This is a genomic window from Lunatimonas sp. (assembly GCF_020832325.1).
In the GTDB taxonomy this organism is placed as follows: Bacteria; Bacteroidota; Bacteroidia; order Cytophagales; family Cyclobacteriaceae; genus Lunatimonas.
The window spans coordinates 41942-57991 of the sequence record NZ_JAFIEU010000006.1; the positions used below are offsets into that span (position 1 = coordinate 41942).

A 16050-nucleotide genomic window follows, 5' to 3' on the forward strand; every position below is an offset into this window, starting at 1 on the left:
TCCCAATAAACCGGGACAATGTGGGACCGCAAAAAACAATCATAGACAGATGAAATATTTTCAGTGCCACGCACGCTTCTGAACCATTTTACCGCGTAGTTTTGTTTTTCATTTTCATCCAATTCCTAGTCCTTGAAACTATCGAAACATGGAAAAACAAAAACGTGTGGTCGTAGGTCTATCCGGTGGCGTAGACAGCTCGGTAGCCGCCTACTTACTCCTGCAAGAGGGGTATGAGGTGATCGGTATGTTTATGAAAAACTGGCACGACGAGTCGGTCACCATTTCCAATGAGTGCCCTTGGATGGAAGACAGTACGGACGCCATGCTGGTAGCCGAAAAACTCGGAATCCCCTTCCAAGCCATTGACCTTAGCAAGGAGTACCGCGAACGAATCGTAGACTACATGTTTGCAGAATACGAGGCGGGACGCACCCCCAACCCGGATATCCTTTGCAATCGGGAAATTAAGTTTGATATTTTTTTAAAAGCTGCCGAAAAGTTAAAGGCTGACTTCGTCGCCACCGGCCATTACTGCCGAAAAGGTGAAATCGAGCGAGACGGAAAAACCGTCTTTCAGCTACTTGCCGGCGTGGATCCCAACAAAGACCAAAGCTACTTTCTGTGCCAACTTAATCAGCAGCAGCTGGCAAAGGCCCTATTCCCGATCGGGCACCTGCAAAAATCCGAGGTGCGGAAAATCGCCAAGGAACAGGAACTCGTCACCGCAGACAAAAAAGACAGCCAAGGCCTATGCTTTATAGGAAAGGTACGGCTGCCTGAATTTCTCCAGCAGCAACTCCTGCCCAAAAAGGGGGATATCTTAGTGATTCCAGAAGACTCCCCGGTGTATGCAGACAAGATGGTGCCCACGACGGCGGATTGGGAGGGGAATTCATTGGAGCACCGTTGCCTGCCAGTAACCTATGAGCCCCAGCATGGCAAAAAAGTTGGGGAACACACCGGTGCACACTACTTCACGATCGGGCAGCGCAAAGGACTGCAGGTAGGCGGAACCGGAAAGCCGTTGTTTGTAATCGCCACCGACACCCAGGCCAATATTGTCTACACGGGCTTGGGCGAAGACCATCCGGGACTGCTTCGCGAGGGCCTCTTTGTGCCGATGGATGACATCCATTGGATCCGCGAAGACCTACGCCTTAATCCAGGAGAACAAGCACGTTACCTGGCCCGCATCCGATACCGGCAACCACTTAGCCGGGCAACCCTACAGATGGAAGCCAATGGGCTATATGTACTCTTTGAGGAACCTCAGCGGGGAATCGCCTCCGGTCAGTTTGTGGCTTGGTACAACGGGGAAGAAACCATCGGCTCTGGAACGATCTATTGAACATGGAGCCGTTAGAAATCCTCTACGAAGACGAACACTATATCGCCATCAACAAACCTGCCGGAGTTCTGGTCCATAAGACCCCCTTGGAGCGTGACCCGGAGGCGCTCTTTGCTGTGCAGCTCCTGCGGGATCAGATAGGCTTAAAGGTAAATCCCCTGCATCGACTGGACCGGCCCACATCTGGGATTCTATTATTTGCCAAGTCATCGGACGCAACGGCAAGACTACAACCGGATTTTGCCACTCAGGACATTCAAAAGTACTACCTTGCTGTCGTACGTGGGTATATTCCTGAACCCCATGGCTTTATCGATTCACCGCTGGCAAAAGACCTGACCCAGGACCTACAGCCTGCCAAAACCGAATTCTGGCACTTGGATCAAGCTGAGATTCCCTTTGCTTCCTCTCCTCGGTATGCAAGCAGCCGCTACAGCCTGGTCAAAATCTATCCCCATACCGGAAGGATGCACCAAATACGGCGGCATTTCGCACGGTTTCGCCACTACGTTATCGGAGACACCACCCACGGAGACAACAAGCAAAATACCTTCTTTCGCCGTCACTTTCGGTGCGATTCACTCTTGCTACATGCATGGTCCATGTCCTTTTACCACCCCTACCAAAAATCCAAGGTCACCGTTTTAGCGACCCCTCCCCCCTATTTTAGAGCAGTTTTGGTACAATTGGGATGGAAAATACCTGAGGCAGACACGGTACCTAACACTTAGACAGACCACAAAAACCAAGCAACCTCCTGGACCTATTACCCAATACCTCGCTGTTGCTATTTTTTCGTATGCTGTTTCCTCGTTTAAGGGGTGTTTTCTCCTCCCCAATCAGCTAATACCATAATGCCTCTGTGAGGTGGGAAGTTTTTGCTATCTTTGGTTTCGGAGTTAAAGCAGGTAACAGGACCCTTCCGAAGGGTCAATCTTCAACTGGTTCCCTTTTCTCCACTACAATTGACATAAGATTTTCACAAACAGACACCGAATGTATCGCATCAAGCACATCTTCTCACTTGGGGTAATTTCCGTATTGACCTTGCTGGGCAATGAAAACGTTCTAGCTCAAAAAGCCGCCATTGACCAACAAATCGAACGGGAGGAAGCCATCTCTCATTTCCGGTTTTTGGCCTCGGACGAATTGATGGGTCGGGATCCTGCAAGGCCGGAAATCGACATCGCTGCCAAATACATTGCCGAACAATTTCAACGCTACGGCGCCAAGCCATTGGATCAAGCAGGCGACTTTTTCCAACCAGTACCTTTTCGCTATTCTGCTCCGCCAAAGAAGGGAGAGCTTCGCTTTGGAAACCAAACGCTGACCCATGGGGAGGATTTACTGGTATTGGATGGACCGGACATACAGGGTAGCTTTGACCTCGTCGTGGCAGGTTACGGGATGGAATCGGATTATGCCGGTAAAGACGTCGCCGGTAAAATGGTGGTGGTACGGGTAGGCCAACCCAACCGCCTGTCTCCGTCCGATCTTTTTGCCTCCGGCCGTGAAAAGCTTGCCCTCGCCAAAGAAAAAGGTGCTGCTGGGATTATTGAAATGTACAATGTCCCCACCACACCCTGGAGTCTGTTGGTGAATTACCTAAATAAGCCTCAATTGACCCTAGATTACGATCCAGACGGTAGCGATGCCATTCCCTATATCTGGGTGAAAGACTTGAGTGGCGAACTCATTCAGCAAATCAGTGACCGCCCCGATCGAGTAGAAGCGCAGGTAAGCGGCAAACAGAACCGAAAAATCACGGGTAAAAATGTGATTGCCTACATCGAAGGCACGGATGCCGACCTGAAAAATGAGTACATCATGCTTTCGGCACACTACGATCACCTGGGAGTGGGAAAACCAAATGCAGCGGGCGACTCCATATACAACGGTGCAAGAGACAATGCAGTGGGCACCGTCGCAGTGATTAACGCCGCCAAATTCTTTGCCCAGCATCCTCCAAAAAGATCCATCCTACTGTGCGCGTGGACAGCCGAAGAAAAAGGCCTATTAGGATCTGGCTATTTTGCCAATAACCCCCTCCTACCCCTCCATCAAATTGTCTACAACCTGAACATTGACAACGCCGGATACAACGACACCTCGATTGTGACCGTCGTAGGCTTGGGAAGAACGTCCGTGGATCCGCTGATTGAGGCGGCTGTCAGCGAATTTGGCCTCCGAGCAATACCCGACCCCTCTCCGGAACAGGGTCTCTATGACCGGTCTGACAATGTTAATTTTGCACGACAAGGAATTCCCGCGCCTACCTTTAGCTTAGGATTTACTGCATTTGACGACAAAATCGCCCAACACTACCATCAGGTGTCTGATCAAGTGGATAATTTTGACTTGGATTACGCCATGCTATATTGGAAATCTTACCTGCTTTCCGCCCAAAAGATTGCCAACGAACCCTCACAGCCCAAATGGAAGGCCGGCGATAAATACGAAGAAGCCGCAAAAGCCCTGTACAAGCTGGATTAGCGAACCGTTGAAATTTCATGCACCAAGGTGGAATACCTCACCAATAAATCAATTGGTAATAGGTAGCTAAGTGCACATCTGCGATAGGTTGAACCTCAAAAACATCCCATGTACCCATGAAAACGACTGTATTCCTCACTACTTTGATTTTAAACTGGGTGTCCGTATCCTTGACTTTCGGACAACACGCGGAGTATGTACCCATCAATTACGATAAAACCGAGTATAAAATCCCAATGCGAGATGGGGTCCATCTGCATACCGTAGTGTACAGCCCAAAAGATCAAAGCAAAAAGTACCCGATTTTGATGCAGCGGACTCCCTACAGCGCAGGACCCTATGGTGAAGGTAGCTACCGTCCCTCTATTTCTCCCTCACCCTCTCTCATGCAAGACGGCTACATCGTGGTGTACCAGGACGTACGCGGACGCTGGATGTCTGAAGGCACATACGACAATATGAGGCCAACTGTACCGTTTAGGGACAAAAAATCCAAAGCCATCGACGAAAGTACCGACACTTTTGACACCATTGAATGGCTACTCAAAAACTTAAAAAACCACAATGCCAGGGTTGGCATGTGGGGTATCAGCTACCCTGGATTTTATTCTGCAGCTGCCTTGCCCTTCGCACATCCCAACCTAAAAGCTGTATCGCCTCAAGCGCCCATAGGGGATTTCTATTTCGACGATTTTCATCACAATGGCGCTTATTTCCTAAGTTATTGGCTGGCCACCACTGTTTTTGGTTACCAGAAAGAAAGCCCCACGGACAAACCCTGGTACCAGATGGTGGACCCAGGAACCAGAGATGGATACCAGTTCTTTATGGATATGGGATCCCTTAAAAACGCTGACAATTATTACGGCCCGGACAACTTCTTCTGGCAACAACTAAAGGAAAACCCTGATTACAATGAGTTTTGGCAGAAACGATCGATTATTCCCCACCTAAAAGATGTTACGCCTGCGGTAATGACCGTGGGCGGATGGTTTGACGCAGAGGACCTCTATGGACCACTGACCATCTACAAAACAATAGAAAAGAATAATCCATCTGCCTACAACACATTGGTAATGGGACCATGGTCACATGGAGATTGGTCGTTTGAAGCGGGCCCACAGGTAGTATCCAGCATGTATTTTGGTGATTCGTTATCTACATGGTACCAACAGGAGGTAGAGTTTCGCTTTTTTGACCATTTTCTAAAAGGTGCTGGCGACGGAAAAACCGACCTGCCCGAAGCTTACCTTTTCGATACTGGAACCAACGAATGGAAAATCTTTGATCAATGGCCTCCAGCGGACGCCATGACGGTCAACTACTTTATTCAAGCAAACGGGAAACTGAACACAGAAAAGCCAGACGGTTTTGGATACCAGGAATTTATTTCAGATCCACAAAAACCCGTACCTTATACCCAGGACATCAAGCTCAACTTCACCCCCCGTAAATACATGGCAGACGACCAACGTTTTGCCGCACGGAGACCTGACGTACTCGTCTTTGAAACCGAAATCTTGGATGAGGATGTAACACTTGCCGGAGAGATTATGGCTAGACTACAGGTATCTACCAGCGAAACCGATGCAGATTGGGTGGTGAAGCTGATAGATGTCTTTCCTGGTAATACGCCCAATCACGACCATGTTCAGGAGGGAATGGATTTGAGTAACTACCACCTGAAGGTCCGGTCTGAGGCCATACGGGGCAGGTATCGAGAGAGTTTCTCCGAACCAAAACCCTTCGTACCATACGAGGTAACAGAGGTGGATTTTCAGTTGCAGGATGTACTACATACATTTAAAAAGGGGCACAAGATTCAAGTACAAATCCAAAGCACCTGGTTTCCGCTGATCGATCGTAATCCGCAGCGTTATGTTGAAAACATCTTCAAAGCTGAAGATATGGACTTTGTTCGGGCCACTCATAGAGTTTACCACTCCATCTCTCATCCTAGCTATTTGCAGGTACAGGTACTCAAAAAATAGTGGGGGAGTAAGGTGTGAAAATACAAGAACATTTTGATCGGCAGGTTTCTTAGAAAACCTATGGTAGATACAAACTCTTGGACTCCACGAGAAAGCTATTCGTTGATCTATCTACCGACACCTTTCTTATTTAAACTTAATCCAAACAAACCAAACATTATTTCATCGATTTTAATTATACCAATTCTAAATACCAAAAATCAGGAAACAGATTGGAACTTTATCCCGAAAATTCGGTTTATTTGAGTGTCCAACAGAATAATGTAAACCTAACCCCGGACGACCATGTATATGAAGACAGCAGAAAAAGAAATCGTCACCTTGAAGCGTTCCTTACTAGTAGATACAGAAAAGAAACTCAACAAACAGGTGGAAATGGAGGGCAGATCCTCCGCATATTATTTGTCCATGGCTTCATGGTGCGAGATGATGGGCTTCGCCAATTCGGCCAAATTCCTCTATGACCATGCCGACGAGGAAAGGCAACATATGCTCAAGCTCTTCAAGTATATCAACGATGCAGGTGGCCATGCCATCCAACCCGAGATAACTGGAATCAGACATAACTTCAATTCGTTGCGTGAGATTTTTGAGCTGATATTGGAGCATGAGATTGAAGTAACCAAGTCCATCAATACCATCGTAGACCACTGCTTTATGGTAAAAGATTTCGCTACTTTCAGCTTTATGCAATGGTACGTGACCGAACAGCGGGAAGAAGAAACCGTTGCAAGACGTGCTCTGGAACTCTTTGATATCATCGGAGAAGAAGGTATCGGTCTATGGACCATCGACCAAGAGTTGGGCAAGCTACATGCAGCGATCGAGGAATAAATCCCTAGTAGCTATACCTTTTAAAGGAGCCGGTCAGCCATTCGAGCTGACCGGTTTTTTTTCTTTTGTGGGCACCTCATTGCTATACAAAAAATCCATTTGCTCGCGGGTACTTTTCAATCCCCAAGACGGATCCACTCCCTTCTCACCAAAATCCACCGTAAGAAACGAAGAAACATCCCCCTCAGACAAGAGATAAAAACGGTTATCAAACATCCTTGAAAAGAACAGCTCTCCTTTGTCGTTTGTAGAAAAACTTTCCGAATTGGCCGTGAAATAAGAACCATCGGTTTCGATTCGCTTTTCAAAAAACAACGTGGGCTTCATACTCTCCTGTTCCACTACGATTAAATCTGCATTGGTAAACCCATCGTTAATTTCATTATCCATCTGCTGAGCAGAAAAATAATACCACCTTCCGCTATGGTCCCTCCTCAAGGAATTGGCTTGGGGGAGAAGAATCGGGAATTCTTCCAGTAACTCAAAGCTCAAATTGGAAAACCGAAGGATCCTCGAGCGGCCGCCCCGAAACTCAAACACATCAATAAACGACTCATCCTCATCCACCAATACATGCTGCATGTTTTGGTACTCCCCTGGACCCTCTCCCAATCGCGCTAATTTACCGATATACTTCCCTTGATGATCAAACACAAAAACGGCTTTGAGAACCCGATCCAATGCGTAGATGTAATTTTCCCGGATAATAATCTCCCGCACATTCACCAACATACTTTCCGGTTCGTTTTCCAACGCTACATATCGGATTTCAGTAGCTAGCTCAGAAAGTGGCAGATTTTCGACTGCAGTCTCAGGATCCAACGCCAAGATATCGTCCACTACATCCAAAGTTTGACGGCATGACACCGCAGTACCAACTAAAAATACGAAACCTACCAATTTTATATACTCTCTCGGTGCCATCTTCGTAGTTTTGGAATAAGTCGTCAAAGTATGTATCTTCGTTTCAACTTACAAAACGAATGCAGCTTTTTTTTCAAAAAGACATCAAAGGAGATGAGCTCATCTTGGATCCGGACGAATCCAAACACCTGACCCGTGTACTTCGAAAACCCATTGGTGACTTGGTGTATTTCACCAATGGCAAGGGTTCGCTGTTCACCTGTAGGATCGAAGATAACCACCCCAAAAAAGCCGTGCTTCAGATTGTGGAGGAAGAGTTCGTGCCTCAGGACAAACACTACATCCATCTGGCCATCGCACCCACGAAAAGCCCTGACCGAGTGGAGTGGATGATGGAAAAAATCACCGAAATTGGTGTAAACGAAATAACGTTCATCCGTTCGGAAAATTCGGAAAAGGACCAAATCAACTACGAACGTATCTACAAGAAAACCGTCAATGCCTGTAAGCAGAGTTTTCAGACTTGGTTGCCCGAAATCAATGCAATCCGAGACTTTGACGAATTTATCCACGATAAAAACTGGATTAACTTCCAACGATTTATCTGCTTTGTGGATGAAAATATTCCGCTACATCTCGTACAGCAGGCCAAACCGGCACACTCCTACCTTGTATTGGTAGGCCCGGAAGGGGATTTTGCTCCCAAAGAAATTCAGGAAGCTGTAGCCCAAGGTTTCACACCCTGCTCTCTTGGTAAAAATCGACTTAGAACCGAAACTGCCGGACTTGCCGTGGTACACAGCTTGCAACTGATAAATACCATTTCCTCACAAAGCCCCCCCACTTGATCGTCTAAATTTCCAAGGTTTGACCAACCGTTCTACACACTTGTCCAATTGTCATGAAACAAATACGAATTCACCTATTAGCCTGCTTGGTATGCATCTCGGCATTTACTTACGCGCAAGAGGCTGACATCCTAAACCAATTGGCGGAAATTGCCGTCATAAACCAGAAAGTCATGATGCCCATGCGGGACGGTGTACGTCTGGCCACCGATATCTACCGTCCCAAAACAGATCAGCCGGTGCCCATTATCTTTTCTAGAACTCCCTACAACTTCAACACCTACCGGGATGGTGAATTGGCGACGCGAACATTGGAGACGGCCTATCAGGCAGTCAAACGTGGCTATGCCTACGTGGTGCAAAACGAACGGGGCAGGTTCTTTTCTGAGGGAGAATGGGACATCCTCGGTACCCCATTGACAGATGGCTACGACGCTTTCTCTTGGATGGCAGAACAGAACTGGAGCAATGGTAAAATCGGCACCTTGGGTTGCTCCTCCACTGCCGAATGGCAGATGGCGGTGGCTGCACTGGACCATCCTTCCCATGCGGCGATGATTCCCCAAGGATACGGGGCCGGAGTAGGACGTATTGGAGAATACTATGAGCAGGGCAACTGGTACAGGGGCGGAGCCACGCAAATGCTATTCATCGCTTGGCTGTACAGTACCCAACACGACCCCATGGCTCCCAAACTGCCCGAGGGTATCGGACAGGAAGACCTTCTGCGCTTGCAGCGCTTTTACGACATGGCACCCAGATATCCCCGTGTAGATTGGTCAGAGGGCCTTGCACACCTCCCTGTGCAGGATATTATCAAAAACGCACAGGGACCCAAGGGGATCTTTGAGGAAATGGTCACCCGAAAACCCAACGATCCCAAGTGGTACGAAGGCGGTCTTTACCACGACAATATGGACTTTGGAGTGCCAAGTTTTTGGTTTGTATCCTGGTACGACGTGGCCAGTAGCCCCAACTTAGCACTCTTCAACCATGTACGTGAAAATGCCTCTGACCCACAGATTCGGGATAATCAATACTTGGTGATTGCACCCACCCTGCATTGTGCATTCACGCGGGCAACGGAAAACACGGTAGTCGGCGAACGAAATATGGGCGACGCCCGATTGGACTACGATGCGCTGGTATACGGTTGGTTTGACTACTGGCTGAAGGAAGAGAAAAATGGAATTGTCGAAACCCTTCCCCGAGTAAAATACTTCACGATGGGATCCAATAAATGGCAGGAGTCCAAAACCTGGCCTCCGGCAAATGCAGAAATGACAACGTTTTACCTAGATAGCAAAGGCCGGGCGAACACCCGAAACGGAGACGGTATGCTTACTCCGAAACGCCCAATCAGAGACAACCCAGACAGCTTTACCTATGACCCCATGAATCCGGTGACTTCCTACGGCGGAAACGTCTGCTGCACGGGCACCGCTATTCAGGGTGGCGCCTTTGACCAGCAGGAAATGGAACTGAGGGAAGATATACTCGTGTATACCTCCGAACCACTGTCCGAAGGGATTGAGATCAGTGGTTTTATCGAATCCACGCTTTATCTTTCGTCAGACGTTAAGGATACCGATGTAACCATCAAGCTGATAGACGTGTATCCCGACGGACGTGCATACAATCTCGACGAAACCATCCAACGGGTCCGCTATCGGGAAGGCTACGAGCAAGAGGTATTTATGGAGGCTGGTAACGTCTACGAGGTCAACCTAACCCCTATGTCTACGAGTAATTACTTCGAAAAGGGACACCGAATCCGTATTGAAGTATCCAGTTCTAACTTCCCGCGTTTTGACCGAAATCTGAATACGGGTGGGAATAACTATGACGAAACTGTTGGAATCGTAGCCAACAACCGAATTCATCATTCCCGTCGCTATCCCAGCAGCATCCGATTGCCCATCATTAAATAACCCTAAAAGCCAGTCTCCGGAATCTCCTGAGGCTGGCCTTTACTCAAATTAGCAACTGCTCGCTAAAAGCCACCTTAACCACCAAACCACTTCAACCATGAAATTGAGGATTACGCGTTCCACCATTGATCAAAGACTACTATTTTTTGAAAATTCCATGTTCTTGCTGAAATGCGGCACTAGGTCTCTTAGAAATTTCCTGCTGCTATTTTTGATTGCCATGCCGTTCCTCGCTACCGCTCAAACGGAAAAACAGCGCTGGCGCCAGCATAGTAGACAAACAGAAATCATCCGCGACCAATGGGGCATTCCCCATGTGTTTGGGAAAACGGACGCCGATGCGGTGTTTGGGATGATCTATGCGCAATGCGAGGACGACTTCAATCGGGTAGAGATGAACTATATCACGGCCATGGGGCGTACCGCGGAGGTGCTGGGCAAAGACCAGATCTTTACCGATCTCCGGATGAAACTGTACATCGATCCGGATACCCTGCAGCAGGAATATGCCAATAGCCCCGCTTGGCTTAAATCCCTGATGGATGCCTGGGCCGACGGAATTAACTGTTTCTTAGCCGAAAACCCAAAAATAAAACCCAAGCTCTTAAACCGGTTTGAACCCTGGATGGCTTTGGCCTTCAGCGAGGGCAGCATAGGGGGAGATATAGAACGCATATCACCCGCCGGGCTAAAGGCCTTTTACGGAAACCAATACCAGAGCTACCTGCCCGAACCAGAATGGAAACTGGAAGAAAACCCCAGCGGATCTAACGGGTTCGCCATCGCCCCAGATCTAACCCAAAACGGCAACGCCCTGCTGTTTATCAACCCTCATACTTCCTTCTACTTTAGGCCGGAGGTACACATGCAAAGCGAGGAAGGCCTGAACGCCTACGGTGCAGTAACTTGGGGACAGTTTTTCATTTACCAAGGCTTCAATCCCTTCAACGGTTGGATGCATACCTCGTCGCGTACGGACGTAATCGACCATTATGCACTGACTGTTAGAGCCTACGAGGGTAGTTACCAATACAAACATGGCTCGCAGTGGCTTCCCATGAGAGAAAAGGAAATATCCCTTGACTATGCCGATGGAAACTCCATAGGCTCAGAAACCATAACCGCCTATTACAGCCACCATGGTCCCGTCATCCGTTCGGAAGGCGAACACTGGATTGCCATTCAACTGATGGTGGAAAGGGAAAAAGCCCTGACTCAATCCTACCTCAGGACAAAAACCAAAAATCACCGGGAATTTCAGGAGGTGATGCAACTTCGCACCAACTCCTCCAACAACACCGTATATGCCGATAAGGATGGAAATATTGCGTATTACCATGGAAATTTTGTGCCGGTACGCAACCCCTCCTACAACTGGGCAGGTGTAGTAGACGGCAGCGATCCCGACACAGACTGGAAGGGGCTCCACCCCATCGAGGAACTGGTATACCTATTCAACCCTGAAAACGGATGGATTCAAAATTGCAATTCAACACCTTTTACCGCTGCAGGCGTAAATAGCCCCACGAGAGGTAATTACCCCAGCTACATGGCTCCGGATGCAGAAAATGCCCGTGGACTGAATGCGGTCAGGCTTCTAAGCAACCAACGTGGATTTACACTAAACAACCTCATCGCGCTGGGATACGACTCGTACCTCATTGCTTTTGAGCCATTAATTCCGGCGTTAAAGAGCGCCTATGACCGACTGGAAAAGGGGGATCCGCGGAAAACTTCGCTCGAAAAACCGATCAAGCAGCTTTCAGACTGGGACTTACGCTTTGGACTAACTTCCGTGCCCATGTCCTTGGCACATTTTTGGGGAACCGCGCTTTTGGAAAGAGCGAGATCTTTGGAAAGACCAGAAGAAGTATACTTGTTCGATTTTCTAGCCCAATACACTTCAGACGCCATGAAATTGGAGGCGTTGGAGGAAGCCCTGGAAAATCTGACCGGGGATTTCGGTACTTGGGAGACGCCTTGGGGAGAAATCAACCGCTTCCAACGGCTAACGGGCGATATTGTCCATCCATTCGATGACCAACAGCCAAGCATACCAGTCCCTTTTGCACCGGCTACTTGGGGCTCATTAGCTTCTTACGTGGGGCGAAGTTCGGTTCCAACGAAGAAGATCTACGGAACGGTAGGGAATAGTTTTGTAGCTGCAGTGGAATTTGGAGAAAAGGTACGGGCTAAAAGCCTATTGGCCGGAGGTCAAAGCGGAGATCCCTCTTCTCCCCATTTTTACGATCAGGCCGAGATCTATGCGCAGGGCGAATTCAAAGAGGTTAATTTCTACCGAGAAGACATCCTCAAACACGCCAAAAAGACCTACCGTCCGGGAATGGGGCGGTAACCCAAGGCAAATGAGTTCAAATAGGAAAGAAAATTGGTGTTGGTTATTCCGCTACACCCTGGAATTCTCAGGTCGGTTTGTTTTCAGGCGCGCAAGGTGTTTTATGCTCCGGATTTGCTGACCAATCAACCGAATGCAGCATAGACACGAACGCTTGTTGGTATGTGATGTGAACCTGCGATGGTGAATTATTGTAGCTCTCCACCGAATTCGATTAGCATCTATCAATTCGCTACCACAAACCGATAGCTGTCTTTTGCCTTGGGTTTCTTTACCTCGAAATTTACCCGGTAGATCCTGTCGCCCCACTTGGTAATAATCCCCTTATCCTCGGGTGACTCAAGCGGGACCTTTTCCACAGAAGCTTCCATCTGACGCGCATTGTATCTCAATTCGAAATTCTTGGTTACCCCGTCTTTGCCGACAAATGGAATCGATAACACGCCGGGTCGTGTAACACTTGCTGGATAGATCGTCATAAAATGGTAGGTAATGCCAGTGGCAGAATTTAGAGAGACCACATCATCCAAGCTAATTTGTCTGCCTCGGTTGAGCACAATCTTTCGTTCCCAGCTTTCCACGCCAGCGGCTTCCGGGTAGGCTTGACGGATATCCAGCGTCATCTGCGATACCTGAGGCCGGCCCTGGTGCGAAACATGCGTCGCCTTATACTGACTGCCTGGTAGCTGCACCTTCCCGTTGATAGTCGGTAGATTGTGGAAATCAGAACGGTTATACCAAATTGTGTAGCGGTCATCACTAAAGGTCTTACGGGTGTAGGTACCTCGTCCCACGTCTATCAGGAGGGGCTGCCCATCGTAATACACCACAAAATTTCCGACATCATTGTGGTTATGGCTTTCGTCATTATGCCCTCCCTTCGCAGCAAGAAAAAACCCATCGGTTGTACCTGCCTGATCCCTGGCCACCATTACTTGTATATCGGGAAGCCACACGTCTTTGGGAAGAGGTAAGCCTTTATCGGCCTGCCTTATCTCGTCCTGTACAAAGAGCTCAAAGAAATTCCGAAAGTAATGGAAGTTTGGCAGGGAACCCGAAAAAGGCTCCCAATAGAAAGCCCCAAACCGCATCATGTCGGGATCCTGAATGGCCTGACCATAGCGATAGATCATGGCCGCGGACATCTTTGGCTGCGGATCTGCGTCGGCAAAATTCAGAAAGTACTCTTCGCTGATCTGCGCCCGGTAGATGAACTTGCCCATGTTTCGGACTTTTTCGTCGTCGTACACATACGCAAAAGCTTCTCCACTCGCTAGATTTAGGAGGGAAAGGCAGTCAAACAGGGAAGCGGCGGCGGCACCCCAATAGCTTGGGCCCTCATCACATCCCCCGTCCTGCGGATAGGGATCTAGGAAATTATCCAATACTTCCACAGCCTTGTGGACCATGGCTGTCCGCTTTTGCGGATCCTCCTCCAATAACAGCGCCGTATTGATCCAATTAGAAACAATCCAAGGGTTCCAGTTATTCGGCGGACGCCCATTCGAATTGGCCGTCATCCAGCCGTGATGCTGATTCATCAAGGGCTGGAAAATCCGGGTCTGGGTCTCGTGCCGTATACGTTTTCGGATTTGGGGAGAAATCCGGTCAAACTGATCTCCAAAAAAATAATCGGCCCATGCAAGATAGGTAGCAGTCTCCGCAGCAAATAAATCCACGAAGGGCTTGGTCACATCGATCAGCCCGGAAATTTCTTTTGTCTTTGGAAGGTGTGCCGGGACTCCCCAAAAGGACTCCTCGCAGATAGACCAGATACCGTTCACAATAGGATCAATAAACCTACCCTGGTTCTCGTGTAACTCCGCGAGGATCATGGTTCCCAGCATCCGGCGCTTCTGAAACGTCACTGCCTGGTACTCGTCCCGGTCACCGGTTCGCTCGATCAATAGGGATTTGGTAGCGGGTATGTAGGGCCACTCGTAACCGATATTCTCACTGGCCGTCTTAAGATACGCATCCAAGGTCTCTTGGTCCACAGCATTCCAAGCATCCCTATCCGAAGCAGCTGGAAAGGGCTTCCATTGCGAATGGGGTATAAGTTTATCTTCCAACTCAACCAGGGTGTATTTTCCGCTGACCAACTTTTGAGCTGCCACATCCGGTAAGTTCACTAACAGGAGCAACAAGGTCGTGACGAATATGCCGTAATTCATGGTATTCTGGGTCTAATATGAAGGGATGATACACTTTTAAGCCGAAAGCACTATCCATTCGAATAATACGCATTTTTCCACACTATAACAACTTAACGTCAAAAATAGGTTGAATCTCCAAAGTTTCTTTGGACCCAGGCCCGTGTATTTGCGTATCATCGGAATGGATTCTGTAGGGCCACCTGACAAACGATCTGCTGACATTCGGTCAGGCCAAGACTGGAATCAAACAGGGATGCCATCGCCATGGTATCATAGGCCCGATCTGCCTGGTACACTACCCCCGGCTGGTACTCCGCCAAGCCAGCTTCCGCGCGTTGTTTATCCAAGGTCACCGTGCTGTTGTTCCATTGGGCATAAACGGCCTCCCCCTTGGCATAGGGCAATACATACTTCAAGGACTTTTGGAGGCTACCACCAGAATCCCCGGTATAAAAAAACCATTCCGCCCCCCTGCCCGACTGCTTGGCCTCCATGTAAACCAAGAGCTGGCAAAGGGGCTTCAACGCGCTGACGTGGTAGCTCAACGCATCCCGCTGCCTGATATCCGAACTGGTGCCATCCGGAAAGAGGCACTGATCCACATAGTTCCGAAAGCGGCTCTCGGCCCAATCGATATAGTCGCCTCGACCCAATACCATCCCCGTAACTCCCAGCAAGTGGATGCGCTTGGTTTCCCAGTTGTTCATGGGTGTTTTGGGAAAATTCATAACCCGCTGTGCCAAATGAGATAGAAAATCCCGGTACCGATTGTCTTCCTCTTCATTCAAATGGGGCGACAACAATGGATATACATACACTAGTGGCACCAATTTGTTTTCATTGATCGGATTCCCATCGGGCCAATAGGTGGATACCCATGCCAACGCCAATTTCCTCATGGGCAGAGCAACCTCCTGGGTGTCCTGTAGCTTATGGTACCAATAAAACAAAGCCAGGCGATCCATATCCCGCAAATGTTCTTCTGTTTGCATCCGGCGGGGATCGTTATTTAGCAAGCCCTCATAGAAAATCCGTTCGACAGGACGGGGAGGGATAGATTTTTCCCGCTGAAAATCCTGCCGCAGCGCATCCGTTGTCTCAGCATGAATGACCTTGGGATCAAACGACTGCGAATTGGTATAGAGCAAGGTAGTCCACGTGTCAAGATTGGCAGCAGGTGGTGCCTGGCTCCAACACAATCCAAAAAGAAGCAGTGCCCACATGGC

At 48.6% G+C, this 16050-nt stretch carries 11 protein-coding genes; 8 read left to right on the plus strand and 3 right to left on the minus strand.

Annotated features, from left to right (window positions below; translation table 11 throughout):
- The first annotated feature begins 148 nt into the window (after window positions 1-148).
- The 5 genes from mnmA to JJU34_RS01335 all read left to right on the plus strand — a co-directional run bounded on the left by mnmA (window position 149) and on the right by JJU34_RS01335 (window position 6669).
- Complete coding sequence (gene mnmA, locus JJU34_RS01315; protein WP_228690509.1) at window positions 149-1351, plus strand: tRNA 2-thiouridine(34) synthase MnmA; 1203 nt, start codon at window positions 149-151, stop codon at window positions 1349-1351.
- A gap of 2 nt (window positions 1352-1353) precedes the next feature.
- Window positions 1354-2082, plus strand: a complete 729-nt coding sequence (locus JJU34_RS01320) for a pseudouridine synthase (RefSeq protein WP_228690510.1) — start codon at window positions 1354-1356, stop codon at window positions 2080-2082.
- Between the two features lie 265 nt (window positions 2083-2347).
- Window positions 2348-3844 (plus strand): M28 family peptidase, encoded by a 1497-nt coding sequence (locus JJU34_RS01325; protein ID WP_228690511.1) that lies wholly within the window; start codon window positions 2348-2350, stop codon window positions 3842-3844.
- 116 nt (window positions 3845-3960) lie between these two features.
- On the plus strand, window positions 3961-5835 hold the full coding sequence (locus JJU34_RS01330) for a CocE/NonD family hydrolase (protein ID WP_228690512.1): 1875 nt from the start codon (window positions 3961-3963) through the stop codon (window positions 5833-5835).
- 291 nt (window positions 5836-6126) lie between these two features.
- Window positions 6127-6669, plus strand: a complete 543-nt coding sequence (locus JJU34_RS01335; RefSeq protein ID WP_228690551.1) for a ferritin — start codon at window positions 6127-6129, stop codon at window positions 6667-6669.
- 33 nt (window positions 6670-6702) lie between these two features.
- On the opposite strand, the gene JJU34_RS01340 is transcribed toward JJU34_RS01335, so the two are convergent.
- Entirely contained in the window at window positions 6703-7593 is an 891-nt protein-coding gene (locus tag JJU34_RS01340) for a 6-bladed beta-propeller (RefSeq protein ID WP_228690513.1), read from the minus strand.
- 59 nt (window positions 7594-7652) lie between these two features.
- Between JJU34_RS01340 and JJU34_RS01345 the strand changes: the two genes are divergently transcribed.
- From JJU34_RS01345 to JJU34_RS01355, 3 genes are all read left to right on the plus strand, one after another.
- Window positions 7653-8381: an RsmE family RNA methyltransferase gene (locus JJU34_RS01345; protein WP_228690514.1), complete on the plus strand. Its 729-nt coding sequence runs from the start codon at window positions 7653-7655 to the stop codon at window positions 8379-8381.
- Window positions 8382-8434: 53 nt separating this feature from the next.
- The gene (locus tag JJU34_RS01350) at window positions 8435-10312 is read left to right on the plus strand and encodes a CocE/NonD family hydrolase (protein ID WP_228690515.1); all 1878 of its coding nucleotides are present in this window, start codon (window positions 8435-8437) and stop codon (window positions 10310-10312) included.
- 97 nt (window positions 10313-10409) lie between these two features.
- Window positions 10410-12668 carry a penicillin acylase family protein gene (locus tag JJU34_RS01355; protein WP_366512658.1) on the plus strand — a complete coding sequence of 753 codons (2259 nt, stop codon included), beginning with the start codon at window positions 10410-10412 and terminating at the stop codon, window positions 12666-12668.
- A gap of 224 nt (window positions 12669-12892) precedes the next feature.
- Here JJU34_RS01355 and JJU34_RS01360 read toward each other — a convergent pair whose 3' ends face one another.
- Both JJU34_RS01360 and JJU34_RS01365 read right to left on the minus strand, forming a co-directional pair.
- Window positions 12893-14842: a heparinase II/III family protein gene (locus JJU34_RS01360; protein WP_228690516.1), complete on the minus strand. Its 1950-nt coding sequence runs from the start codon at window positions 14840-14842 to the stop codon at window positions 12893-12895.
- Window positions 14843-14997: 155 nt separating this feature from the next.
- Complete coding sequence (locus JJU34_RS01365) at window positions 14998-16047, minus strand: alginate lyase family protein (protein ID WP_228690517.1); 1050 nt, start codon at window positions 16045-16047, stop codon at window positions 14998-15000.
- Window positions 16048-16050 lie beyond the last annotated feature (3 nt).